Source organism: Actinoplanes sandaracinus (assembly GCF_030009775.1).
Classification (GTDB): Bacteria; Actinomycetota; Actinomycetes; order Mycobacteriales; family Micromonosporaceae; genus Actinoplanes; species Actinoplanes sandaracinus.
This window is the reverse complement of sequence record NZ_JASCTH010000001.1, coordinates 544,075-566,502: the sequence shown is the minus strand read 5'-3', so window position 1 is coordinate 566,502 and position 22,428 is coordinate 544,075. Positions and strand designations below refer to the sequence as shown.

The 22,428-nt window shown below is 66.5% G+C and carries 27 protein-coding genes and 1 tRNA gene; 18 read left to right on the top strand and 10 right to left on the bottom strand.

All coding sequences use genetic code 11. The features are described 5' to 3' along the window. Positions 1-306: 306 nt before the first annotated feature. Positions 307-648, bottom strand: coding sequence for a hypothetical protein (locus QLQ12_RS02675; protein ID WP_282756893.1), 342 nt, complete (start codon positions 646-648; stop codon positions 307-309). Between the two features lie 1,254 nt (positions 649-1,902). Beyond that, positions 1,903-2,649, bottom strand: coding sequence for a class I SAM-dependent methyltransferase (locus QLQ12_RS02670; protein ID WP_282756892.1), 747 nt, complete (start codon positions 2,647-2,649; stop codon positions 1,903-1,905). A gap of 236 nt (positions 2,650-2,885) precedes the next feature. Here QLQ12_RS02670 and QLQ12_RS02665 point away from each other — a divergent pair, with 236 nt between their 5' ends. The 3 genes from QLQ12_RS02665 to QLQ12_RS02655 all read left to right on the top strand — a co-directional run bounded on the left by QLQ12_RS02665 (position 2,886) and on the right by QLQ12_RS02655 (position 4,864). Then, positions 2,886-3,116 carry a hypothetical protein gene (locus tag QLQ12_RS02665; protein ID WP_282756891.1) on the top strand — a complete coding sequence of 77 codons (231 nt, stop codon included), beginning with the start codon at positions 2,886-2,888 and terminating at the stop codon, positions 3,114-3,116. Positions 3,117-3,153: 37 nt separating this feature from the next. Then, positions 3,154-3,825, top strand: coding sequence for a phosphotransferase (locus QLQ12_RS02660; protein ID WP_282756890.1), 672 nt, complete (start codon positions 3,154-3,156; stop codon positions 3,823-3,825). A 445-nt stretch (positions 3,826-4,270) separates the two neighbouring features. After that, positions 4,271-4,864 carry a hypothetical protein gene (locus QLQ12_RS02655; RefSeq protein WP_282756889.1) on the top strand — a complete coding sequence of 198 codons (594 nt, stop codon included), beginning with the start codon at positions 4,271-4,273 and terminating at the stop codon, positions 4,862-4,864. A gap of 399 nt (positions 4,865-5,263) precedes the next feature. On the opposite strand, the gene QLQ12_RS02650 is transcribed toward QLQ12_RS02655, so the two are convergent. Next, a complete protein-coding gene (locus tag QLQ12_RS02650; protein ID WP_282756888.1) occupies positions 5,264-5,833 on the bottom strand; it encodes a GrpB family protein in 570 nt (189 codons plus the stop codon). Positions 5,834-5,970: 137 nt separating this feature from the next. Here QLQ12_RS02650 and QLQ12_RS02645 point away from each other — a divergent pair, with 137 nt between their 5' ends. Together QLQ12_RS02645 and QLQ12_RS02640 are read left to right on the top strand one after the other, a co-directional pair. Beyond that, complete coding sequence (locus QLQ12_RS02645; protein ID WP_282756887.1) at positions 5,971-6,372, top strand: hypothetical protein; 402 nt, start codon at positions 5,971-5,973, stop codon at positions 6,370-6,372. Positions 6,373-6,536: 164 nt separating this feature from the next. Then, a complete protein-coding gene (locus tag QLQ12_RS02640) occupies positions 6,537-8,627 on the top strand; it encodes a hypothetical protein (RefSeq protein WP_282756886.1) in 2,091 nt (696 codons plus the stop codon). Here QLQ12_RS02640 and QLQ12_RS02635 read toward each other — a convergent pair. After that, positions 8,565-9,401 carry an NAD(P)H-binding protein gene (locus QLQ12_RS02635; RefSeq protein ID WP_282756885.1) on the bottom strand — a complete coding sequence of 279 codons (837 nt, stop codon included), beginning with the start codon at positions 9,399-9,401 and terminating at the stop codon, positions 8,565-8,567. The two genes, QLQ12_RS02640 and QLQ12_RS02635, sit on opposite strands and share 63 nt — an antisense overlap. Positions 9,402-9,508: 107 nt before the next feature. On the opposite strand from QLQ12_RS02635, the gene QLQ12_RS02630 reads away from it, so the two are divergent. The 3 genes from QLQ12_RS02630 (at position 9,509) to QLQ12_RS02620 (ending at position 11,352) form a co-directional block, all read left to right on the top strand. Then, on the top strand, positions 9,509-9,868 hold the full coding sequence (locus QLQ12_RS02630) for a winged helix-turn-helix transcriptional regulator (protein ID WP_282756884.1): 360 nt from the start codon (positions 9,509-9,511) through the stop codon (positions 9,866-9,868). A 228-nt stretch (positions 9,869-10,096) separates the two neighbouring features. Next, entirely contained in the window at positions 10,097-10,573 is a 477-nt protein-coding gene (locus tag QLQ12_RS02625; RefSeq protein WP_282756883.1) for a GNAT family N-acetyltransferase, read from the top strand. Positions 10,574-10,788: 215 nt separating this feature from the next. Continuing rightward, entirely contained in the window at positions 10,789-11,352 is a 564-nt protein-coding gene (locus QLQ12_RS02620) for a nucleoside monophosphate kinase (protein WP_282756882.1), read from the top strand. A 142-nt stretch (positions 11,353-11,494) separates the two neighbouring features. Here QLQ12_RS02620 and QLQ12_RS02615 read toward each other — a convergent pair whose 3' ends face one another. Beyond that, positions 11,495-12,349 carry a phosphotransferase gene (locus QLQ12_RS02615; RefSeq protein WP_282756881.1) on the bottom strand — a complete coding sequence of 285 codons (855 nt, stop codon included), beginning with the start codon at positions 12,347-12,349 and terminating at the stop codon, positions 11,495-11,497. Positions 12,350-12,447: 98 nt separating this feature from the next. Continuing rightward, the gene (locus QLQ12_RS02610) at positions 12,448-12,606 is read right to left on the bottom strand and encodes a hypothetical protein (protein ID WP_282756880.1); all 159 of its coding nucleotides are present in this window, start codon (positions 12,604-12,606) and stop codon (positions 12,448-12,450) included. A 260-nt stretch (positions 12,607-12,866) separates the two neighbouring features. Between QLQ12_RS02610 and QLQ12_RS02605 the strand changes: the two genes are divergently transcribed. The 3 genes from QLQ12_RS02605 to QLQ12_RS02595 all read left to right on the top strand — a co-directional run bounded on the left by QLQ12_RS02605 (position 12,867) and on the right by QLQ12_RS02595 (position 14,691). Beyond that, on the top strand, positions 12,867-13,355 hold the full coding sequence (locus QLQ12_RS02605; protein WP_282756879.1) for a permease-like cell division protein FtsX: 489 nt from the start codon (positions 12,867-12,869) through the stop codon (positions 13,353-13,355). Continuing rightward, positions 13,352-13,864, top strand: coding sequence for a cell division FtsX domain-containing protein (locus tag QLQ12_RS02600; protein WP_282756878.1), 513 nt, complete (start codon positions 13,352-13,354; stop codon positions 13,862-13,864). The genes QLQ12_RS02605 and QLQ12_RS02600 overlap by 4 nt, the downstream gene beginning before the upstream one ends. A gap of 383 nt (positions 13,865-14,247) precedes the next feature. Continuing rightward, a complete protein-coding gene (locus QLQ12_RS02595) occupies positions 14,248-14,691 on the top strand; it encodes an acyl-CoA thioesterase (protein WP_282756877.1) in 444 nt (147 codons plus the stop codon). A 199-nt stretch (positions 14,692-14,890) separates the two neighbouring features. Here QLQ12_RS02595 and QLQ12_RS02590 read toward each other — a convergent pair whose 3' ends face one another. Further along, positions 14,891-15,241: a hypothetical protein gene (locus QLQ12_RS02590; RefSeq protein WP_282756876.1), complete on the bottom strand. Its 351-nt coding sequence runs from the start codon at positions 15,239-15,241 to the stop codon at positions 14,891-14,893. Between the two features lie 85 nt (positions 15,242-15,326). Here QLQ12_RS02590 and QLQ12_RS02585 point away from each other — a divergent pair, with 85 nt between their 5' ends. After that, positions 15,327-15,533: a hypothetical protein gene (locus QLQ12_RS02585; protein ID WP_282756875.1), complete on the top strand. Its 207-nt coding sequence runs from the start codon at positions 15,327-15,329 to the stop codon at positions 15,531-15,533. Positions 15,534-16,476: 943 nt separating this feature from the next. Continuing rightward, positions 16,477-16,713, top strand: coding sequence for an Ig-like domain-containing protein (locus QLQ12_RS02580; RefSeq protein ID WP_282756874.1), 237 nt, complete (start codon positions 16,477-16,479; stop codon positions 16,711-16,713). 123 nt (positions 16,714-16,836) lie between these two features. On the opposite strand, the gene QLQ12_RS02575 is transcribed toward QLQ12_RS02580, so the two are convergent. Next, entirely contained in the window at positions 16,837-17,277 is a 441-nt protein-coding gene (locus QLQ12_RS02575; protein WP_282756873.1) for a hypothetical protein, read from the bottom strand. 221 nt (positions 17,278-17,498) lie between these two features. On the opposite strand from QLQ12_RS02575, the gene QLQ12_RS02570 reads away from it, so the two are divergent. The 4 genes from QLQ12_RS02570 (at position 17,499) to QLQ12_RS02555 (ending at position 20,848) form a co-directional block, all read left to right on the top strand. After that, positions 17,499-17,951 carry an NBR1-Ig-like domain-containing protein gene (locus tag QLQ12_RS02570; protein WP_282756909.1) on the top strand — a complete coding sequence of 151 codons (453 nt, stop codon included), beginning with the start codon at positions 17,499-17,501 and terminating at the stop codon, positions 17,949-17,951. A gap of 215 nt (positions 17,952-18,166) precedes the next feature. Continuing rightward, positions 18,167-18,988, top strand: coding sequence for a peptidoglycan-binding domain-containing protein (locus QLQ12_RS02565; protein ID WP_282756872.1), 822 nt, complete (start codon positions 18,167-18,169; stop codon positions 18,986-18,988). Positions 18,989-19,040: 52 nt separating this feature from the next. Further along, complete coding sequence (locus QLQ12_RS02560) at positions 19,041-19,925, top strand: peptidase inhibitor family I36 protein (RefSeq protein WP_282756871.1); 885 nt, start codon at positions 19,041-19,043, stop codon at positions 19,923-19,925. 2 nt (positions 19,926-19,927) lie between these two features. Beyond that, complete coding sequence (locus QLQ12_RS02555) at positions 19,928-20,848, top strand: SpoIID/LytB domain-containing protein (RefSeq protein WP_282756870.1); 921 nt, start codon at positions 19,928-19,930, stop codon at positions 20,846-20,848. Positions 20,849-20,927: 79 nt separating this feature from the next. On the opposite strand, the gene QLQ12_RS02550 is transcribed toward QLQ12_RS02555, so the two are convergent. Further along, the gene (locus tag QLQ12_RS02550) at positions 20,928-21,056 is read right to left on the bottom strand and encodes a hypothetical protein (RefSeq protein WP_282756869.1); all 129 of its coding nucleotides are present in this window, start codon (positions 21,054-21,056) and stop codon (positions 20,928-20,930) included. On the opposite strand from QLQ12_RS02550, the gene QLQ12_RS46860 reads away from it, so the two are divergent. Continuing rightward, positions 21,035-21,406, top strand: coding sequence for an alpha/beta hydrolase (locus tag QLQ12_RS46860; protein ID WP_328518250.1), 372 nt, complete (start codon positions 21,035-21,037; stop codon positions 21,404-21,406). The genes QLQ12_RS02550 and QLQ12_RS46860 overlap by 22 nt on opposite strands. Before the next feature lie 818 nt (positions 21,407-22,224). Here QLQ12_RS46860 and QLQ12_RS02540 read toward each other — a convergent pair. Beyond that, positions 22,225-22,308: transfer RNA gene (locus QLQ12_RS02540), tRNA-Leu, on the bottom strand. Positions 22,309-22,428 lie beyond the last annotated feature (120 nt).

Sequence of the window (22,428 nt, the reverse complement as noted above, 5' to 3'; positions counted from 1 at the left end):
CATCCGACGCGAACTCGGCCAGGTCATCACGCAACCGGTCAGCCTCAACAACGTCCATACCTCAATGACAGCGACCGTCCATGAACAAGTCACCATCAGCCACTCGAAAGTGACAAAGCACTACTAGGTGTCGTTTCGTTACTGGATCGACCCACCGAATGCGTGCCTGGTAGGGCTTCGGCCGTCCCTCGCGATAACCGATATCGGCTCACCGCAACATGTGGCGTCCCGCCGGGCGGGACAAAAGCCGTGAAGCACGCAGGAAGGGTCCCCGCGTCGGGGACCCTTCCAGTCAGCGCGTACGCCTCAGCAGCGAACGATCCGGTTGAAGCTCTGGATCGGGGACACGTACTCGACCAGGCTCCTCGTCTGGTTCGAGCCAACCGTCACGCAGTCCGAGTCGGAGCCGCGATCGATGATCGCCTTCACCCGCACGGAGCCGGAGCCGCAGTGCGTGTACCTCACCACCTTGACAACCGATCCTGGACGGACTGGCACGATGAACTCGCCGCAGGCGGCGGCGGCCACAACGCCGGAGGACTGGATGTCCGCAGCATTGGCCGGCGACGCGACAGCACCCACGATGGACAGTCCGGCAAGCGCACCGAAGGCAACAGGGATAACGCGGCGGGCGACGATGGAATTCATCGGCTCTCCGTTTCTTGGATCGTTCGGCAGCCCCGTGCTAACCGACAATCATATTTGTATACATGAATGGCTGAAACCCACAACCGCTTCTTCAGATCACCCGTCCCGTCGATGACCGTTCTGCGTCGGCCTCGCCGAGCTGGTGGCCGACAAACTCACGGACGTCAGCGCGGACCGCCGCGTCGTCCCCACCGCACCCGGCTCAGCAGGTCCTGCACCCCGTCCAGGTTCGCGTCCCCGGCATGCTGCGCGATGGTCGGCGACTGGGCCGGCCTCAGTTGCCGGGGCGACGATTTTCGCCGTTCAGCACCGCCTGCAGCTACGAGAAGCTGGGCGAGCGCATCGGGTTCGGCGTACGAACAGCAAGCGAGCGATATGGGCGTTATAGGCGGATGGGCCGTCGTCATCAGCGAGCCCTCCGCCGATCAGCAATGACGCCGAGCGGGATGGGCGGTGATCGCGAGGTGCTCCGATGGTGCTCGGATGTCGCAGACCGTACCGGCACAACCGGAGCTAAAACAGCACGGGGGGCGATGCGATCTCCGTTCTCGGTCACGAAATGGAAGCACTCGGCCCGGACCAGCGGATACGTAGAACACATTTGGCGGACGTTCGTCCGTAAAGGAGCACGCCATTCAAAGGATGCGGAAAGTTCGCATATGCATTGAAGCATCTGACTACGGGTCAGAAGGTTAGGGGTTCGAGTCCCTTCGGGAGCACAGACGATCAAGGCCGTGACCTGCGGAAGCAGGGGTCGCGGCCTTTTGTTTCCCATTTTTTGCCCTGAAAATCCCACTTTGTGGGAGCGTGGTGATCGGATGGTGCTCGCGTGTCGCAAACGTGCTTCGTCCATAGTGGATTCCGGTGTTGAGCAGGACTCTCACCACGCGCATCGAGGCCGGACCCGCATCCCCTTCCGGTTACTTTCCGTGACGTTTGCGGGAGTGTTGGTCGCCCCGGTCGGAGCCGTCACGGGGCGCCGTGTATCTCGGTGCCCGGTGCGCGCGCCGGCGGGCGGGACTCAGCGCGTGACCCTCCGGCCGAGTGACCACTCGGGGGAACTCGGGCGAATCGCTGCAGGTCCAGCAATGGCGACGCGTTGCTTCGGCCGACCGACAGTCGCTGCGGCGTGTCCCGTGAGAGTCAGTGAACGCACTCAACTGGCCGAGTTGAGTGCGTTGTGCGAGTTCTACGAGAGCGATCCGTGAAGGCGGACTCTGGCTATGCCGATTGGCGAAAGCGCCACGATCTAGGTCAGCTTCGCTGAACGGTGACCATGAAGTCTGTCGCTGTTGACGTGATGGCGTGACCGTCATCGTCGGTCAATGCTGTGACCTGAAGTCCGGCTTCGGCGCACAGTGCTTCGAAGGTATCAGAGGTGTACCAGTGCAAGATCCATTCGCGCTCGACACGCTCGACGCCGGCTGGGGTGACGCGCTCATACCGGGTTGTGGTCGTTCGCACCCGCTTCGCCTTGTCATATGACTCGGCGAGCGGCGTATAGCGCAGCACCACACCGTCGTCCTCAGCGGCTTCGCGCGTCAGCCCCAACTCCTCCGAAGGCGTGGGCTCCGGAATCCATAGTGGTATGAGCGCTGCACCATCGGTAGTCAGGTGTTCACGGATCGCACGGAGCGCTTGGAGAGCCACCCGGTCATCAGGTAGCAGATTGAACGTCGGGCCCGCCAGATAGACAGAGCGATACCGTCGCGGCAGAGACATCTGTTCCATCTTCTGGTGATACAGATCGACCTCAAGGCCGAGAGTGGCTGCATTGATCCGGCAACGCTCAAGCATGTCGCCGGAGGAGTCCACGCCGTCGATATCGAACCCACGACCAAGAAGCTCCAGAAGCGGCTCTCCGTCCCCGCAGCCGATCTCGAGGGCTGGCTGGCCCGTCGCCGCGATGAACCCCGCATACGGTGTAGGGTCAAAATGCGCCGATTTCAGCTTTGCGTATGCGTCGACGACAATCCCGGTGTAGAAGTCAGCTGCATCCATGGGGTTGCCACGCTATCAGCTCCAGATCATCCTCGTCTGCCGCCGACCGTGCGCTGATGTGCGCCTGGCGGTGTAACTCTGCGTGGTGTCACGTCGGGTTCCGAGGCGGTCAGCGTGCCATGTGACGGGTACGTATGGGGCAAACCTCGGTCGTTAGGGGGTACACACGGCGCCGGCGTTTGACTGCCTCCAGACGGTGGATCGCGTGTGGAGCATCGGGTTGTCACGATAGTGATATGACGGGTCAGGACGCGGGCGGGCGGCATCGGGCACGTTTGGACTGGCGCGGCAAATCCGCTGGTGTCCTGCTGGGTTTCGTTGCCGGTGGGATGACCGTCAACCAGCTCACCGATGATTTCGGCTACCGCGGCATCATGATCGCGGCGATGCTTGGCGCGATCACGTTTACGGCGTCCTGGTTACGTGTGCGTGGCCGAAGTCCAGTGTCACCCGGCGTCCTGAACTAGCCGATGAGCGGATGTCGATGTCGCGTTACCCTCGGGCATGTTCGACGACCTTGATCCCGTGGCGTCCGGCCGTGATGCCGACGTCTTTGCGATCGACGACCGCCGAGTCCTCCGCCGCTACCGTGACGGGGGCGAGGTGGCTAATGAGACGGCGATCATGGACCACGTAGCGCAGTTTGGCTTCCCGGTTCCGGCCGTCTACGAAGCCTACGGCGCGAACATCATGATGGAACGACTGCACGGGCCTACGATGCTGGAGGCCTGTGCCGCGGGCGACCTCGCGTTCGTGCAGGCGGGCGTCGAGCTGGCCGATCTACATCGTCGACTGCACGCGATTCCCCCGCTCGCCGGCAAGGCAGCCGATGATCGGATCTTGCACCTCGATCTGCATCCCCAGAACATCATGGTGACAGCGCGCGGACCAGTCGTGATCGACTGGCGTAACGCCGCCGAAGGACCGGCGGACCTCGACATCGCTATGTCCGCAATGATTCTCGCGCAGGTAGCCGTCGATGACGTCCATCCTCTGGCCGACTCAGTGGCAACTTTGCTGACTGCTTTCCTGAACGCGACGGACGGTGACCCGCTGTCAGCCCTCACCCAAGCCGCCGTGGCACGACGCGACGATCCCAACATCACCGCTGCTGAGGTGGCCCTGATCGATGCAGCCGTCCAGCTCATCACCGTCCTCCGGCACCCCAGCGGCTGAGCTGAGGGCATCCGCTCATGCCGCGATCCGCGTGTGTTGACGCCCGCCTTCATCACTTTCCGTAGAGCGGTGAAGTGTCGTGCCGGTCGTTCCGCTTCCTTGGTTTCGGAACGGCTCGTGCTCGGCGAACAGCGCCGGCCACCCGGCCGGAGGGACGGGTTCCGCTGGCGCGGGATGTGACGGTGCAGTGTGCCCGCGGCTCCGTGGGGGATGAGGACATTGCTACCGCGCCGGTCGAGTCACGCGCTGTAGCCGGAGCTCCGCTGCCACCGGCGTCCGGCTTTGCCGAAGGGCGGATGTTGCTGTCGGCTTGGGACTGGCGGTCACTGACCGACCACCCGTCGGAGGGAGCGATCTCCCTCTCCCGGGGGATCAAAGCGCGTCGCGCATCGTCGAACGTAGAGCCCACGAAGCCGCGACCACGCGGCCGGAAGGGGAGACGACGATGCGTAAGGCAATGGGATGGGGGGCCGCCGCAGCCGCGCTGCTCGCGGTCGTGGCGGCGGTGCCGGCCGCGGCGACCGAGCGGGGGGCTGCACGGGTGAGTGGCTGGGCGGAGTTCGCGCTGCCCTTCGGCGCCGACGCCGATGTGCGCTCGTTCGCCTTCGATGCCCGGTCGGCGCCGTGGAGCCGGCCGATGCCGGTCGAGGGCGGGGAGCACGGCTCGCCGGCGGACGCCACCGGCACCGTGCGCGTCGCGCACTACTTCGCCGCCATGGATGTCACCGTTCGGTGGGAGGCGCAGGTCGACTGTTTGATGACCAGTCCTGGGCACGCCACGGTGACCGCGATCGTTAACCGCGCTGACGATTACGCGAAGAACCTGCTCGGTACGCGCGTCGGGTTCAGCGTGCAAGACGGCGGGCGCGGCCGGGACCGGGTCGGCTTCACCTGGGACGCGACCATCGACAAGAACGAGGCCGGCGAGTGGGGTCCGTCCCGGATCGGGCCGTGCCTGTCCACCGCTGCGTTCGGCACGGTGACACGCGGTGACTTCCAGATCCGGCACGCCGAGCTGACACCGCCTCCGAGCCGGTAGCCCGGCGATCTGCCTGATCGGCGAACCTCGGGCAAGGGCGCTACAGGGCCGGGCTGCATGTGTTTTCCGGGTGCGCCCGGCCCGGCTACGGCCCGTGCTCCACTGGCCCGCGCGGTGATGACACCTCCGCGAGCCGTCGGTCCCGATCGCCACGGTTCAAGGGCCCGGCGAGCACTACGTCTATCCATCCAGTCGCTCAGGCATCCCGGCAAGATCACAAGAACTGATCTGCCGCCGACCGTACGCGGGCGGCTTGCCGAGCCGTGACGCTCGGTAACCGGGCTCCTGACTGTCGGACGTGCTGAAGTAGCCGAGATGAGTGCGTCGGATTGCGGGTGGTGAGCCCGGCCGTCCCCCAGTGGAGGCAGGACCGCTACGGCCACGCTTCGCCGATCTGGATCAAGCGTCCGTGGGACCCGGCTGCCAACCAGTTTGTTGTGCCCATTCGTCGGCCCGCTGGATGATCTTCCAGCAGATCGCGGCTTTGGCGTCGGTGTACCCGTGACGGTCCGAGCCGTATTGTCGCGCGAGGGCTCGCTTGATCGATTCGTACTCGTGGGCGCTTGTCTGGTCGACGCGGAGAAAGTCACGGAAAAGCAGCGGAAACTGCTCGGAGAAGCTGCCAGCCCGGCGTACATGGATATGAGTGCGAGGCTGCCCTGGCGCCTCGCGGAAGTAGCGCTTGGTGCGCTCGGGATTGTCGACCCGGAAGACCATGCCTGCACCGATCAGCGGTTCCGCGAACGGCGCCACGGGCTCCAGACGTTCGACCGACACTTGGATGTCGACGATGGGCTTGGCGGCCAGTCCAGGCACCGAGGTAGAGCCGATGTGGTCGATGCGCAGTGCCACATCGCCGAGCGCCCGGCGCAGCCCGCTACCGATCTCGGCGAAACGCTTCGGCCACGCGGGGTCGTAGTCGACGATGCGCACCACGGATCGGCCGGCCTGATCGATCTCCTCGCTCACCGGCCCATCGTAGGGCGACGGCGGCAACACTTGGGTTCCCACTTCTGCCGCGAACCGAGCGGTGCGCGACCGCAGTTCAGAAGGCATGGGTGCCCGAAGCTCGACAGATGCACTGGATTGGGTCGTACGCTGGCACCGTGGCTCAGCGCCCGACGAAGGACTGGCGGCAGTTCCTGGAGGAGCAAGAGGCGGCTGTCGCGGCCGGGTCACTCGATCCCGGCAGCGAGGATGCGTGGGCTCTGCGCTGTTTCCCGGCAGCATTCACGGCCGACGTCGATGCGGTCCTGACGCTGTTTGAGCGCAGGATCGAAAGAGTGGACCTGAGCAGCCACCATGATGTCTGGGTATCGATCAAGGATGTTGTCACCGCTCTCAACTCCGTGAGCGAGCGGTGGAAGCTGATCGAAACCGGCGAGCGGGAAGAGTTGTCCCAGTACATCGACGATGCCCTCACGGAGGCGGGTGCTGATCTCGACGCCGTGGCCTCACGAGCCGGAATAGATCGAAGCGAGATGACCGACGAGTGGCGCGAATGGTAGGCAGAAACCCTACTGCGTGCCACGGTGTCGCAACGTGCACTCAACTGCCGCCGTCCGTGCGCCGTGACCCGAGCGTGAGTCGTTACACTGTGTGACCATTGCCCTGTGCCGCCCGAGGTCCGGACGTGCCGAGAAGCGGATACGCGTTGCGAGCTGGAATGCTCGTGAGTGAAGATCAGGTCCATGACGTACTGGAAGGGCGCCCCGCGCCTCGCAGAGTGAAGGGGCCGGCCCTGGTGTCGCCGCTGGGCGACTGGGGATGGCTGGAAGCCGGCATCGTCTCGGGTGATGTTCTGGTCCCTGGCAGCGATGCGCGGGCACACATCTTCTACTGGGTCAAGGCTGACCGGGACGGGCCGATGGTCCGGCGCCTGTTGACCTTCACGACCGATCGCCGCCTGTCGGCTCGGCGGACCGTCTTCGAGCTGCTGTACGAGTTGTCCTTCCAGAAACCGCATTGGCCCCTGGCGGCAGACGCCGCCGAGTCGGCCCTGGACGACGAAGATCCGCAAGTGCGGCGCACCGCCGCGAAACTACTGGTCGACACCGCCGAACCTGAGCGCGCCCTGGCAGCGTTGAACGCCTCGACCGATCCGGTCGTCCGGATCGCCTTCGTGGATGCCATACCGTGGCACCGAGTCGCGCGGCATCAAGCCATCCTGGAAAGCCTGCGGTCGGATCCCGTTCCGGCCGTCCGGCTACTGGCCAATGTCGCGGCCTTCAGCAGAGACGATCCGGCGGCCCGGCCGGCGCTGGACGCGGCGATCCGCGTCGACCTCGAATCTTGCGCCGGAGTCCTGAACGCGCCAGGGTCTCCCCTTTCGCTGACAGCAGGGGAGCGCTGGGCACGGACGCTGACCGGCCTCGATCGGGAACAGGACTGCTACGCCTGGGCGCAACGGCTGGCAAACCGGGTCGAGAGCCCACAGGTCAAGGACGAAGGCGTACGGATCGCGCTCGCGGCGATGCGTGAGTGGCGCGTCGCGCCCGGCCGGGTGACGCCGATACTGACCGGCCTGCTGCAGGACGACATTCCCGAGGTACGGTCGGCGGCGCTGCACGCGGTGGCGGCTTCATTGACCGCGTCTCGCCTGGCCGCCGACGAACTGGCCGCCGTACTGGATGAGCCTGAGCTCGGTGCGGTAGCCGCGACCGCGCTGGGTAGCGTCGGCGACCAGCGGGCGGTGCCGCGTCTGGTCCGCCTGATGCTCTCCGGCGGCGAGGAGCCCCGCCTGGCTGAGGCGTTCAGGGCGGTTGCCCGGGCGGGCGCCGATCCCCGGGCGCCGGTGGCCGCCGCCCGGCAGATCCTGGCCGCGCTGCCGGATTCGTGCGAGCCGGGACTGCCGATGCGGGTACTGGCCGCGTTCGGTCCGGCCGCTGCTGCCGCGGTGCCGGAACTTGTCGCCAGGCTCGAAGGGGCCGAGAACGACACTCCGGATTGCGCGATCTACGTTCTGGGACGGATCGGGCCAGCCGCAGCAGCCGCGGCCGCGTCGTTGCGGCAGTACCCGTTGCAAGGCGCGACGCTCGCCCTTCTCAGAGTCACCTCGGACCGGGCGGTGGCCGAACAGTATCTCGATGGCCGGCCGGAGGAACTTCGTCGAGGCCGAGTCGCGGCAGCGCTGTTGAGCTGGCTGGCCGAGCACGGCGGGCTCACCACCCGCCAGCACAAGCAGTTGCGGAGCCTGTTCCGGGCTCCCGGATTCGGGCAGTTGGAATCGGCCGGCGCTCTATGGCTCCACGAAGGTCCTGCGGTTGCCGCTGAACTGCTGGAGGTTCTACCGCAGTACCTGTCCGACGACCTGTACGGGCCCAAAGCGCTGCGGGTCCTCGCCGCGATGGGGTCGCACGCGCGGCCGGTGCTCGATCGGCTGGATCGATTCGTGGCCTCCCGGCACCGAGCCGGAATGAGTATCGGTGACGACGACGCCGAGATGCGCGCGGACGAATACTGCTCACTGCCACCATCGCCGCCCGCCAGAAGATCGCCGAATAAATCGGTAAGGCGGCACGGACTCCGACCGCGGCGCGCCCTCGTGCATCCGTTTCTGCCGCCGATCGTCCGCGTCAGTTCATGGCGAGCGGTCACGCGGTGTGACGCCGAGGCACGTCGCTCGCCACACACGTTCGTGCCGATGACCGGACGGCCGATCAAGCCGGCCGGTCATCAGTCGGTGGGGTGGTTCGACGGGTCAACGGAAGGCGTCGATGTTGCGTGCGGCCCACTCGGCGAAGGGCCGCGGGGGTCGGCCTAGCACCTCCGTAACATCGGGGCTAGTTCGCTGCTCGCGTCCGGTCGGTGCGCCGAGGATCGCCAGTGTGCCTTCGACCACCGGCGGCGGCATGAACGCCAGCATCTGTCGGCGGGCCTCGTCTGGCGATTGCTCAATGAAGCGGATCGGCTCGCCGAGTGCGGCGGCGAGATCCGCAGCCCGTTGGCGTGGCGTGCTCAGCGCCGGGCCGGTCAGCTCATACGTACGACCGTCGTGGCCGCCTTGGAGGGCCATGGCGGCCACCTCGGCGATGTCGTCGGGGTCGACCACCGGTAGGCCGACGTCGCCGAAGGGTGCGGCCACCGTCCGGCCGGACCGAGCCGAGTCGGCCCAGGCGAAGGCATTGGAGGCGAAGCCGCCGGGGCGCAGGATCGTCCAGCCGAGGCTCGACTGGCGTACTTGGTCCTCGATGGCGCGCAGCGGGGCGTGCGACGCCGCCCCCGGTCGGGTACCGACGGCTTGTGAGGATTGCAGCACGATCCGCTTCACCCCGGCCGCGATGGCCACGTTGAGGATCTCGGGCCCGTCAAGGTTCGCGCCCGCGCCTTCTACCAGGAGGAACATGGCGTCGGCACCGGCGAGTGCTCGGCGCAGGCTCTGCGGGTCCTCGAGGTCTGCGCGGTGGTAGCGAACTCCGTCCGGTACTGCGACCGGGCGTCGTCCACGCGACACCGCCGTGACCACGGCACCCGATCCTGCAAGGATCGACAACAGCGTCCGGCCGACGTTCCCGGTGGCTCCTGTTACGACAAACATGTCTCGTCTCCCGTTCAACCGCGTCGCTCGCACGGTCGAAGGGGACGCTAGTAGCTTCCGTATAGTAGGTACCTAGAGGAAAGTAATGGGTTTGTGGCGGAGGGCACATGCAACGATCAGCGGACCCCGAGCTCGCGTGCCCGGTCGCGCCGGTCGTCGACATAGTGTTCAGCCGGTGGACGACCCCGATCCTGTGGGCACTGCATGAGCACGGTCGGCAGCGATTCGTGGAGCTGGAGCGCCGGCTGACCAGCATCACCCCGAAGGTACTCACACAGCGGCTACGCCAGCTGGAACGCGACGGGCTCGTTGCGCGCACCTACTACGCCGAAGTGCCACCCCGGGTCGAGTACGAGATCACCGAGCTGGGCGCCAGCCTCGGTCCGCTCTTCGCTCATCTGGCCACCTGGGCCGACGCACACCTCCCGGCGGTGGAGCAGGCGCGGAGCGCCTACGACACCAGATGACGAGCCTTGGCCGCGTGATCACGCGGATGCGGCGCAACGCTTCGCCGCCGCCGTCCGCAGCGCTCGACCGAACATCCGGATCTGCCGCCGAGCGGGCACGTCAGCCAGCGGCGAACCGTCACACTGCGTGGCCGGAGTTCCGTGTCACCCGGCGTTCTGAACTGGCGTCCTGAACTGAACCGATGAGCGGACATCGCTCTGTGGCGCTTCTCGGGTTAGATACGGCATATGACCGTGAAGCTGCGCCCCATGACTTCGAGCGAGTTCGACTCTGTCATCAACACCGCGCTTGCCGGCTACCTCGCCGAGAGGGTCGCTACCGGCCAGACCCGGCAAGAGGAGGTGGCGGCTGAAACTCGGCGGCAGCATGAGCAGTACTTGCCGGATGGCGTGGAGACAGAGCACATGCTGCTGTACATCGGTGAGGCTGACGGCGAGCGGATCGGCTGGATATGGCTCGCGCTGCCGGGCGTGGCGAATCACCCCGACACGGCATGGGTCTACAACGTTGTGGTCGACGTTGCGCATCGGGGCAAGGGGTACGGCCGGGGCTTGATGCTTGCTGCCGAACGAGAGCTCGTTCAACGTGGCGTAAGCCGTCTCGGCCTCAATGTGTTCGGTGCCAACAAGACGGCGATCAGGCTCTATGAGCGACTTGGCTACCAGGTCCTCACCCAGCAGATGTCCAAGCCGCTTATTGGTTAGAGAATTCCTGCCGCCAACGCTGAGGCTGTCGTCCGGAACAGCCGCAGATCGCCCGTTGCGCAGTGTCACCGCCGCGCCAAGCTCGCGTCAGGGGTCGACCGCGCTGTCCGAGTGGAATGGACGGATCGCGCCTTGTCGCGGTGCTCGGGCCAGCGCCCGACCATGTGGGCGAGTCATCGATAGATTGCACTCTCGGGAAGCGGGAGAGCGAGAGCATGCGGAAGATCGCTGTCATCACGGAGCCCGGCGTGTTCGACGCTTGGGCCGCGGTGAGGCTGCTCGGCGAGGCCATGGGGCTCCATGCCTACAACGTGGGAGACCTCTGCCGAACGGCGGTACAGGGCGGCACGGCGTGGGGCCAGCGGTTCGCGAACCACATGCAGGCCGGCGAGCTGGTACCGGACGAGGTGTTGGCCGAGTTCGTCGCGGACACGTTGGCCCGTTCGCCGGGTCGTTGGGTGCTGTTCGGCTACCCGCGCACCGTTCGTCACGCCGAACTGCTGGCCGAACACGGCCACCCGCCGGAGATCGTCATCCAGGCCTTGCTCGACGAGAGACGTATCGGCCAGGACTGGCGGCTGGCCGCGAAACGCGACCAGTTTCCGCAGATTCTCGCCGAACACCGGCTACGCGTAGCTCCGGTGCAAGCCTTCTATCGTTCCTCCGAGGCGTTCCACGCGCTGCATCAGTCCGGATCGGTAGAGGATCTCGCTGCCGGTTTGCAGGCGATCGTGTTCGATACGGGTAGTAGGCCGTCAGGACCCGATCCCGTGTATTGACCTGGCCGCCGAGCGTGCGCGGATGATTCGCCGGGTCATCACGCTCGGTGACCGGTCGCCGGACTGTCAGACGTGCTGGTAACCGATGAGCGCGCGCTATGGCCATGTGTCGGGCGGCTCGGCGGCGGCGGTTCCTGGGGGCTCATTGAGGTCTAGACGAGAGTGCCTCGGCGATCATTCGATGTCCTTGGGCTTCGAACGGCTCGTCACCTACTCGGTAGGCCCACGCTGCGGTGCCGATCGCCTCACGGACTCGGTTGCGATACCACGCGGCCGTGTCGCGGGGATCGGTCCCGTACCCGTCGAGAAAGGCTCTCTCGAGCTTCGAGTCGCGGCGGAAGTCCTGGACGGCCAGCCGGGCGAAGTCCGTGAATGGGGGACGCATCGCCGCACGGCCGAAGTCGATGACGCTCACGACGTCGTCGTGGACGAGCCAGTTCCGGGGCTGCCAGTCCCCGTGGGTCGGTACAAGGGTCGCGGGCGGCGTCGGCCAGGCGGCGATCTCCGCCTGTAGTCGCTCCACGGTGGTCGCGGCGATCCGATGTGGTCTGCTGAGCCAGGCCAGTGACTTCTCGTTCTCGCGCCTCTCGTAGTCGTCGTCCGTGACGACAGTCTGGGCGTGTAACAAGGCCAGCAGTTCGCCCGCCTGCCGATAGGTGGACGGCTCTTCGGCGTGCTCGCTGCCGAGCGCCAGTTCACCCGGCAGGTATCGGGTGAGGAGGAGCTTCGCGTCCGCGCTGCCATGCACCAGAGTCGGTGCGCGGCCTCTGCTGGTCCATGAGTCTAGCCAGTTGAGATGGGCATGAAGCTCTCGCTGGATGTGATGGTCATCGGCGCCGCCGGCTTTGACGATGAATCTTGACCCGGCGTGGGCTATCTCGAGGACAGTGGTTGCCACCAAGCCCCAGCTGTAGTTCTTCTCGACGGTCGCGGAAGGAAGCCACTGGTCCAGTAGTGCCTGCTGCTGCGGAGAGAGGTTGCTGGGCGCAGAAGTCACAGCGGGGATCATACGAGGTGACCGGCCGGACCCGGTCGAACAGCAGTTGGCGACCGCGCTGGACATCCGCTCATAGCCGTTGACATCGCGCGGCGGGGTCACAGCCGCAAGGAAGCCGGCCGCGCGTCGGACCGGCTGTAGGTCAATGTTCGCCCCAAATAGTCTCGCAAGACGTCAATAGCTTCAGGCTGGACGGCCAACTGAACCCGGATCTCAGGATCATCTCCATCGAGGTCGTTGAGGGCATCCAGGTCCATGAGGTTCATGATCGGTGAACAAGCAGGACAGGTTTATCGCCGCTCTCTGGACGTCCGCTCATGCCGCAGCGAACGCGCGGTCTTGGTGCGTCGCCACCCGCCCCGGCTCATCTCTGGCACTCACCGTAGTCGCTGCTGATGACGCAGCGGACTGGTCCGCGCGACGCTGGGTTGGGCTGAAGGTTAAACGGCAAGCTCATCCCCATGCCCGCGGTGGCCCGGGCTACCGCCGTCTCGGCCGGCCGGTATGTTGGGCGACCGTGATCGATACCGTCGCGCCCCCGCCACCACCCCGGCGGGAATGGCCCGTCCACCTCGTCGTCTCCGCGGCCTCCGTGCTGGCCGGCGGGACCGTGGCCCTGGGTGTACTGCTGCTGGCCGGGTGGCGGCACGTGCCGGTCCACCGTTACGAGATCAACGTGATGCTCGCGGTCGAGGCCACCACGGCACAGCGGGACGCGGCCCGTGTCGTCCTCGATCGGGTCCCCGCGAACCAGGGCGTTACCGTGGTGACCCGTGAGCAGGCGCTCGAACGGGTACGCAAACTGATGGCCGACGAGGGCAAGACGACGATGTTGGACGGCGTGAAGGCCGAGGTCCTGCCCGAGAGCCTGAAAGTCTCCGCCACCGGCCGGGACTTCGACTGTTCCACCGTGTCAGCTCTGCACGGCTACGCCGGTGTGAAGAGTGTCCGCGTCGCCCGGACACACGGCGGCAACGGCTCGCTCGCCGAGCTGGACTGCTCGTGACCACCCCGGAGCCCTACGGTCTGGACCCCGTGACCGAGGTTCTGGAGATTCCGTCCCCGCGCCGGCTGCGACGCGTGCACCTCGCCGTCGCCGGGGTGTCTGCCCTGGCCGGTGCGGCCGCCGTCGTGGCCGTGCTGCTGCTCACCGGCTGGCGCGAGGTGCCGGTCAACCAGTACGAGGTCCGGGTCTTCTTCACCGACGAGGCGACCGCCGCGCAGAAGGAGACGGTCCGCGCCGCACTCGACGACCTGCCCTTCGACGGGGACGGGCGCCTGCTCACCCGTGAGGAAGCGCTGGTCCTGATGAGAAAGGTCTACGCGGACCGGGGCACCCCGCTGCCGGACACGATCAAGGCCGACTCCGTGGCGGAGATGGCGGTGGTCGCCACGAGCGGTCGTTATCTTGACTGTGCCCCGCTCAGCTCGTTGAAGGACCGGCCGGGCGTCAGGGCGTTCCACGTTTTCCAGGCGCGCGACGAGACCGTCCTCATCGCGGTCGAGCAGTGCTGAGACGTCACGGGCAGTACTCCTGAGGTAATTCTGACGCCCTCCGGTGGGTTCTGGCCCACCAAGTCTGGACGCGATTTCAGCGGCCGGCACGCGGCATGCCGTGGCGTGAACCGATCACCGGTGCGCAACTCGTCGGCAGCGAGTGGCCGCCGCGGGCCGATGGCCGCCCAAGTGTGCCGGCAGTGGTGTTCTCCAACCCGGACGCCGCTGGTGACCCCTCGACGATGACCTGGTCCCGGGCACGCCATCACCGTCGTGAAGGGAGTGTCCGCCGGTAGTACCGTGCCGGGGAACGCAAGCGCATATTTTGGCGACCTGAATCGAGATCAGGATCTCCACCACACCCGGCGCGGAACAGTGACACTCATGTTGAGGAGAAAGTCTTGACGACACAGAACGCGGTCGTGTCCGTTTACTCGTTCATCCCTCGCTTCCACGAGATCGATGGCCAAGGCGTCATGTTCAACATGTGGTACCTCAGCCATGTCGACGAGGCCGTCGACGCGTTCTTCATAGACCGAGGGCTTCCGTACGCGCAATGGCACGATTTAGGGTTCGACGTGCATGTTGTGCACGTCGACCTGGACTTCGCCGCAGGCGTGAGACGCCACGAGCGAATCGAGGTCCTGGTCAGCACGTCCCGGATCGGCGGAAAGAGCTTCACGCTGGACTTTGCCTTTCGTCGGGACGGCGAGACCGTCTGCACCGGCGGCATCGTCTACGCCACGGTCTCCACCCTCGGACACGGCACCATAGCGCTGCCCGACCCGCTGGTGAAGGCGCTCGGTGAGGAAAACTCACTCCGAGCCGGCCATCAGCATGTCTGAATTCCAGCGGAGCGAGAGCATCCGGAACGCCTGAAGCCTTACCCCTCGATCTTCGGCCCCGGCCACCCACGCGGGTACCAGCGCTGACTCCGCCGGGACGGCCTTGGTGGCATCAGCGGGCGTGATACCAAAATACGCGCTGTCAGCGGCGCGCTCATTTGCCGCGCGGCGTGCGTTCGCAGGTTCCGGAGGCGACGAGTCAGGCTTCATCCCAGCGCTCGGCGTCGGCTCCCCATCCCGATGCCGCTGCCTGACGTACGTCGTCTCGGCTCACCACCCGCAGGTCGGCCGATCGGACCTTCACGACGGGGGTATCGAACGCGAACTCCACGTTGCACCCGTCTGCGAACGAAACCGTTACGTGAGTGTCGGGACCTGCTGGATGGTTGTCCATCCATTGCACGTGGACGACCTCAGCCGTCAGGGATCCGTCCGGACGCACCAACGCGAATCCCTCAAGGTCGCCTTGGGCGACATCCGGATGGAGCCGTCCACGCTGCTTCGCACGCTGCTGCTCCCGCCAGCGCAGTCGTGCGTCGGTGTTCGCCATGGAGTGCATTCTTCAACGGGCCACGCCGTCGCGAAACTCGCGGTTAGCCGCTGAGCGTGCGTGGTCCCTCACCCTGGAGCTATCCGTGCCTGAGAAGCCTCCCCGACGTGACGATGACATCCCGGACGACCTTGACAACCTTATGATCCTCAGCCCTGAGCAGTATGAGGTGCTGCTGACAGCGCGCGAGGAACAGCAGGAAGATCTGAGCCGTGATCAGGCCGAAACCTTGCTGAGAGGGTCGCAGTGGGACGATGCGCGAGCTGATGACGACCGCTCGCGTCGTCTGTGAGGCTTCGTCCTCGCCAGAGAAAGTTTCCGCGAGTGCAGCGGATAGTTGATCTTGATCTTAATGTGGGGTGATGTGATAGCAGCCGGGCCCTGCCAGATGTGCGCGGTGGCCGCCGTGTCATGTCGGAGCCGGACTCGCCCACGGAACGGTGGTGGTGACTGTCCCCGACGGTCCGTAAAGCGGAAGCGAACCTACTGAAATGTTGATCATCGCCGCGGCGGTGGTCAGCGGCGCGCTGGCGGCATGCTGGCCGAGGATCGCCCACCGCCTGGCCGTTGTCTAGGGAAATGCGCCAAAACCGCCTGTGCCTCCTGTGGGAGTCCATTCACCGAGGGCTGGACGGGGCTGGCTGCGTATCGGATCGGCATGCGGACGCTGCCCGCAGCCGTGGTGGATCGCCAGCGGCCTGGTTGCGATGGCGAGCGCGGCCCTGTGGTGGCAGGCGGATGGCTCATTCGGCGGGAGCGCCGTGATGCTTCCTTTCGGGCCCTTCCTGGTAGCGGGGGCAGTGCTCGCTCAAGTCGTGACCGTCAGCTGATCGAAGGCTCGCGGCGATCGGTACAGTGCTGCCGGGCATACGGCGGCCCTGTCGTGCCTCGCCGCTATCGCGGACCGCCCTACTCAGCCGACAGTTCCGCTCGCGTCGCACGCACACAAGTGCCGTCGCGCAGCTCGACCGCGCCGTCGGCTCCCCGCGGCCCAGCCCCATGAACCGGCACCCCCCGCCAGTACTTGGATGTCGCTGGGCCGCTCCTCGCTCGGCCTAAACACCCACGTCAGCTCCAAGGTTTGCTCGCCCACTACGTCACCCCTCGTCCCACTGCTGCTCTACGGCACCGCCGCGGTTGCCAGGTGACGGTCAGCGGCGGTTTGTCGGCGAAGCCCTCGGGGAAGAGGCGGGTGCTTCTCGGCTCCACCGCTGTCGGCACCGGTGTCCTGTCCGGTGGCAACGTCACCGTCAAGCTGGCCGGCCGGCAAGAACGCGCGTCTCACCGTGCAGGTGACGACCGCGTCCGGGGTCGTCCCGGCCGGAACGGTGCGGATCGTCGCGGTCCGGAGCACCACCGAGATCGTGCGTACGGTCCGTCTCGACAGCAGGGGCAAGGCCGTCCTGGATCTGGGTCCCCTCGCCAAGGGCACCTACAAGATCACAGGGCGTACGCCGGTTCGACGACCGTGACCCGGTCGACCAGCTCGGCGGCCACCGTCAAGGCGACCCGCTGACAGGTTAACTGAGCAGCGCCGACGCGCGGCCGCCCTTCGGGGCGACCGCGCGTCACTGCTTCCCGAGGTGCCGGCTCGATCAGCCGCAGTGACCCCAGGGGCTGCTGTAGAAAGTGACCTGGCCGTTGACCTTGACTTCCCCGCCGAACCTGACGCATTTGCCCTGCGCCTTCAGGCGGACCGGGCCGGCGTAGTACTCGTAGTTGCCGGGGTCCGACTTGACGTTGTCCTCGGTCTCGAGCCACGCGGAGACGCGGGTCTTGGTCCCGAGGTTCTTCTGCTTCATGGTCACCACGCAGTTCTCGCCACTGCGGCTGTTGTAGAGCAGGTAGACGTACGCCCAGCCGTCATCGTTGAAGGAGTCGACGACGCTGAATCCGGACCCGCAGACAGCGGAGGCGGACTTCGGGTTCACGTCCGCGGCGAATGCGGCGGTGGGGCCCGCGACGATCGTGGTGGCGCCGGCGGCGAGGGCCGTGACGCCGGCGGCGAGCCGACCGACCATGCTGGTCTTCAACATGTCTCCTTTGGTGTGAGCGCTTCAGGAACGCTCGATCACTCTGCGAGAACAGACCCGCTGTTCGGTACCTCGAAAACCGTGTCAGATCGGTCTGACAGCCCCTGAACTCGGCAGACGCGGGTGTAATGAATTTCGACAGCGAGCCCTCTGACAGCATCGAACAGCCCACGCCACCTCGGCGTCGGCGACTCGTCGCCGGGGTGGCGGCGGCACTGGTGGCGATGCTGGCCGCGGTGGGCATCGTCATTCGGGTCCGATTCTCGGGCACGCCGATGGCGGCCCCGTCACCCTCGGCGAGCTTCTCTGACTCGCTGATTCCTGGGGACGCGAGCAGGTTTGTCGGCGACATCACGTTCCCCGACGGCGCGAAGGTGAAGGTGAAGGTGAACCAGCGTTTCGACGAGGTCTGGGCGCTGGCGAACGTGGGAAAGGTGGCCTGGCACAAGCGTTTCCTGGCGCCGACGAACCCCACCGGTGAGGGTGGTTGCCTGGTGCCGGAGCGGGTGGCGACCGGCGACACGCCACCCGGCGAGCAAGTGATGATCACTGTCCCGGTCGTCGCACCGAGCCGCCCGGGCAAATGCATGGTGAGCTGGAAGATGGTCGACGAGCACGGGCAGCCCTACTTCCCCAGCCGCCGACCGGTGTATCTCTTGGTCAGCGTCATCGCCTGAACACCGCTCCGGGTGTCAGTCCCGGTCCCGCCCAAACTGACAACACCGCATCCGTCGAGGTCGGCGACGGTCTGACGGATCTGACAGGAAACGGGGCTACCGAACAGTAGGTCCCCTCTCGCACGGTGGTGTCCGTTCCGAACGGAACTCATCACCTACGAGGAGGATCGATCATGCGCCGTCGCCGGTTAGCTATAGGGCTCGCCACGCTCTGCATGGCTGTCGGACTCCCAGCCCAGGCATGGGCCGGGGCGTCCGACGGCCCAGCGCAGGCGCCCCCCGCGCCGGCCGCCCGGCCGGTCGTGAACATGGAGGCCACCGTCCTGGCGGCCCAGATCGATCCCCGCCGTGCTGACAGCACGCTGACGCCGGGAGCGAAGGCGTCCGTGCTCGCTGTGGAGCAGGCGTTGCAGGCCAAGAACCTGCTGGCCGCCCAGTGGGTCGACGGCTACTTCGGCACCCAGACCGTCTCGGCGTACGCCGCCTACCAGCGGTCGCTGGGCTACACCGGCCTGGACGCCAACGGGCTGCCCGGAACGACGTCGCTGACCAAGCTCGGGCAGGACCGGTACACCGTCAGCAACACGATCAGCCCCGGCGCGAAGGTGGCGCGTGACGGTTACGTCGTCAACGCCCGCACGCAGGCGATGCTTACCGAGGCGGAGCGGCTGCTCGGCTTCAAGGTCGTGCTCGACCAGGGCTCCTACAACCCCGGTGGCGACCCGACGTCGGCCGGCACGCACGACGGTGGCGGCGTGGTGGACATCTCGGTCACCGGGATGACCGCCGCCAAGCGCACCGCGGTCGCTAAGGCCCTGCGCCAGGTCGGCTTCGCCGCCTGGGTGCGCAGCCCAAGTCAGGGCGACTGGCCGTGGCACATCCACGCCAACGCGATCAACGACACCGACCTGTCCGTCCAGGCGCAGCACCAGGTCGGTGACTACTACCTCGGCCTCAACGGCCTGGCCAATCGCGGCCCGGACGACGGCCCGCGGGTCCCGATCAAGACCTGGGAGCAGTACCAGCGCGCTCAGTGACCACATCCGGTCCGATCCGCCCCCATCCCTCACTTGTCCGAGAGAGGACGTCATGAACATCCGTAAGGGCCTGGCCGTCGCCGGCACCGCGCTCGCCGTAGCCACCTCCATCCTGGGTTTTTCGTCGCCGGCGTCGGCGGCAGCGCGGGACGGGGACTGCGACAGCGGCGAGTTCTGCTACTACTACAACAGCAACCAGGAGGGGTCCGTCTCGGACTTCGCCGCCTCGGAGAACGACTACGGCGCGAGCCAGCCGGAGTGCTTCGAGTTCAAGGGCGAGGGCAACGGCAAGGGCGTCTGCGTCAAGAACAACGCCGCGTCGGTATGGAACCGCACGGATAAGACGGTGCGGGTCTACTTCAACAGCAACTTCGGCGGGGCCAGCCAGGACTTCGCGGCCGGGGCGAAAGGCAACCTCAACTCCACGTTGAAGAACAACAACGCCTCGCACGAGTTCGGCCCCGGAGCACGCACCGACCTGTCGGACGCGCTGTACAAGGCCAACGGCGGCAGGATCACGGCCGGATTCGACGGCTACGAGACCACCCCGGGCCGACACGAAGGCATCGACTTTGCTCGCAGCATCGGCTCGGACGTGTACGCCCTGGTGTCCGGAAGGGTCACCAACGTCGTCCATGGCTCCACCGGCAGCGGCGGACTGTCCACCATCGCCATCTACAACGCCTCGCTGAACAAGACGGTGATCTACCTGCACACCGCGCCGAAGGCAGGGGTGAGTAGGGGTGACACCATCAGCCGGGGCGAACTCATCGCCGACGAGTCGTGGCGCGGCGTGGGTTCCAGCTCAGCCGCACACACCCACGTCGAGGTCCGCAACGGGGAGCAGACCCACGCGTCCAAGAGCGTCGGCGACCCCGTCCTGGACAACCCGGACCCGAGCGCGTTCTGGCGTTCCCAGGGCTACAACGAGCGATGAGCATGCTGAAGAGGGTTCCCGGCATTCTGGCCGTCATGGTGGCAGCGTTCGTCAGCGTTGCGGTGGCACCGGGTGCGGCGTACGCCGCCGACCGTGACGGCGAATGCAACAGCGGCGAGTTCTGCTACTACTACAACAGTGGCCAAGAGGGATCGCTCTCGGACTTCGACGAGTCGATCGAGGACTACGGCGCCACCCAGCCGTCCTGCTACGAATTCAAGAGCGAAGGCAACGGCAAGGGCGTCTGCGTCAAGAACAACGCCGCGTCGGTATGGAACCGCACGGGTAAGACCGTGCGGGTCTACTTCAACAGCAACTTCGGCGGGGCCAGCCAGGACTTCGCGGCCGGAGCCAGGGGCAACCTGAACGCTACCCTGAAGAACAACAACGCCTCGCACCAGTTCCTCGGATCGACGGGGAGCTGCACCACCGACGGCACCAACAGCAAGCTGCCGACCAGCATTCTGGTCTACCGGGTCGGTCTCGGCCGGGTCGACCGGGTCGATTTCAAGACGTACGTCAAGAACGTCCTCCCGAACGAGTGGGTGACGAGCTGGCCGGACGCCTCGCTGGAGGCCGGCGCCATGGCGGTCAAGAGCTACGCCTGGTACTGGGCGCTGCATTCGACTCGGAAGACCCCGGGCGGGCAGTGCTACGACGTCGCGGACAACACCAACGACCAGGTCTACAAGCCGTCGTCGGCGGTGTCCTCGACCTCGGCCGCTGTGGACCGCACCTGGTCGACCCGGATGACCCGGAACGGCAGCATCCTGCGGGCTCACTACTGTGCGACCACGACGGCGTGCGGTGGTTGGGTGAGCGGGGACTGGATGTCGCAGTACGGCTCGCGTGATCTCGCCAACGCGGGCCGGAGTTACCAGTCGATTCTGCGTCACTACTACGACGACGTGGCCATCTCCTGAGGTAACGCACCGATCGAACCGCCCGCCGCATATCCGCGGCGGGCGGTTCGCGTTTCTCCGGCATTGTCCAGCCCTCTGTTCAATCGGTGTTCGGGGCGACCGGGCCGACCTCCCGGGCCGCCCGGACGAAGTCGAGGATCATCTCGGTCACCCCGGCGGTCCGCCAGATCAGCGCCCATCGGCCCGGTGGCGCGTCGTGGATCGGCACTGGACGGCACACTTCACGCCGGCCCCTGCCGCGGCGCCCACCGCCACCGAGTCGTACGCGCCCGGCCTGAGCGTCGACGTCTACCTACCCCGGACCCGGCGCCGAGCCGGCCGGCCCTGCTCTACGTGCACGGTCGCGGATGGAGTTTCGGCATTCGTGCCGACAGCGCGCCGTGGTTCGGCTGGATGGCCGACCAAGGCATCACCGTCTACTCCGTCGACTGCCGGCTCGCGCCGCCGCCTCGCTGGCAGGACGCGGTGGGCGATGTGAAGTGCGCGCTCGGCTGGATCCGGTCGGCGGCCATCCGGCACGGCACCGCGGCGTCGAACGTGTCGATCGCCGGCGACTAGGCGGGCGGCCAGCTCGCCATGATGGCGGCGTACACGATCGGCGACCGGCGGTTCCCGCCCGCCTGCGACGTGCCCGGAGGCGTCGGTGCGGTCGGTGCGGTCGGTGATGGGCTGGTATGCGCCCACCGACCTTGTCCGCCCTGCTGTCCGTCCTCGGGGTAGATGTAGGGGCGGTCAGGGAACAAGGCTCGGGAGTCTGCTACCCATCCCCAACGGTAGCCTGAAGATCAACTCGTCGGCCCTGTCCGTCGAAACGGGTCAAGCCCACGACGGGTCAGCAGCGGCGGGCCCTCCAGCCCTCACTAACTCCGGTGGTTCCCGCGCAGCTTCCGCAGACTCGGATGTCACCGCCGTCAGACGTGCGGGTGTCGGCGGCGTCGGGCAGCCCTGAATGGCACAGACTTGCCGACGCCCACTACCGCGCCGAACTCGCCCAGCACCAGGGCGCCGACCGGACCCGTCACTTGCGGCAGACGATCGAGGACTGCGACACCAAGATCAAGCGCTACCGGGCCGCCCTCGACGCCGGAGGCGACCCGACACTCATCGCGTCCTGGAGCAGCGAGACCTCAACCGAACGAGACAACGCGACCAGCCGCATTGCGCCTGAGCGCGGCGCCACCGCAACAGCTCAACGAGGGGCAGATCACGGCGAAAATCGACGGCCTCGGCAGCCTGCTGACCGTCCTGCGCGCCGCCGATCCCGTGACAAGGCGGAGCTTTACAGCCGTATCGGCCTGCGGATGACCTACCGACCCGGCCTAGAAACACTGAAGGCCGAGGTCGTCTCTGACGACTTCGGCCGTGTGCTTAATGTGTGTCCGAGGGGGGACTTGAACCCCCACGCCCGTTAAGGGCACTAGCACCTCAAGCTAGCGCGTCTGCCATTCCGCCACCCGGACCGGGTGTGTTCAGCTTACCGGGACCGTCGCCCTGGCTCTCACCTGGGTTTCGGCTGCCTTGTCGGCTGCACGGACAGAACTATATACGGCCCGGGCAGGGGGTCGAAGCGGGGGTCGGGG

Excerpts from the sequence above, each read along its gene's own strand:
- QLQ12_RS02665 (WP_282756891.1), top strand. The coding sequence starts at position 2,886 with ATGACGGGTCAGGACGCGGGCGGGCGGCATCGGGCACGTTTGGACTGG.
- QLQ12_RS02630 (WP_282756884.1), top strand. The coding sequence starts at position 9,509 with ATGCAACGATCAGCGGACCCCGAGCTCGCGTGCCCGGTCGCGCCGGTC.
- QLQ12_RS02555 (WP_282756870.1), top strand. The coding sequence starts at position 19,928 with ATGCTGAAGAGGGTTCCCGGCATTCTGGCCGTCATGGTGGCAGCGTTC.
- QLQ12_RS02575 (WP_282756873.1), bottom strand. The coding sequence starts at position 17,277 with ATGTTGAAGACCAGCATGGTCGGTCGGCTCGCCGCCGGCGTCACGGCC.
- QLQ12_RS02620 (WP_282756882.1), top strand. The coding sequence starts at position 10,789 with ATGCGGAAGATCGCTGTCATCACGGAGCCCGGCGTGTTCGACGCTTGG.
- QLQ12_RS02675 (WP_282756893.1), bottom strand. The coding sequence starts at position 648 with ATGAATTCCATCGTCGCCCGCCGCGTTATCCCTGTTGCCTTCGGTGCG.
- QLQ12_RS02560 (WP_282756871.1), top strand. The coding sequence starts at position 19,041 with ATGAACATCCGTAAGGGCCTGGCCGTCGCCGGCACCGCGCTCGCCGTA.
- QLQ12_RS02660 (WP_282756890.1), top strand. The coding sequence starts at position 3,154 with ATGTTCGACGACCTTGATCCCGTGGCGTCCGGCCGTGATGCCGACGTC.
- QLQ12_RS02590 (WP_282756876.1), bottom strand. The coding sequence starts at position 15,241 with ATGGCGAACACCGACGCACGACTGCGCTGGCGGGAGCAGCAGCGTGCG.
- QLQ12_RS02670 (WP_282756892.1), bottom strand. The coding sequence starts at position 2,649 with ATGGATGCAGCTGACTTCTACACCGGGATTGTCGTCGACGCATACGCA.
- QLQ12_RS02635 (WP_282756885.1), bottom strand. The coding sequence starts at position 9,401 with ATGTTTGTCGTAACAGGAGCCACCGGGAACGTCGGCCGGACGCTGTTG.
- QLQ12_RS02610 (WP_282756880.1), bottom strand. The coding sequence starts at position 12,606 with ATGGACCTGGATGCCCTCAACGACCTCGATGGAGATGATCCTGAGATC.
- QLQ12_RS02570 (WP_282756909.1), top strand. The coding sequence starts at position 17,499 with ATGCTGGCCGCGGTGGGCATCGTCATTCGGGTCCGATTCTCGGGCACG.
- QLQ12_RS02655 (WP_282756889.1), top strand. The coding sequence starts at position 4,271 with ATGCGTAAGGCAATGGGATGGGGGGCCGCCGCAGCCGCGCTGCTCGCG.
- QLQ12_RS02625 (WP_282756883.1), top strand. The coding sequence starts at position 10,097 with ATGACCGTGAAGCTGCGCCCCATGACTTCGAGCGAGTTCGACTCTGTC.
- QLQ12_RS02565 (WP_282756872.1), top strand. The coding sequence starts at position 18,167 with ATGGCTGTCGGACTCCCAGCCCAGGCATGGGCCGGGGCGTCCGACGGC.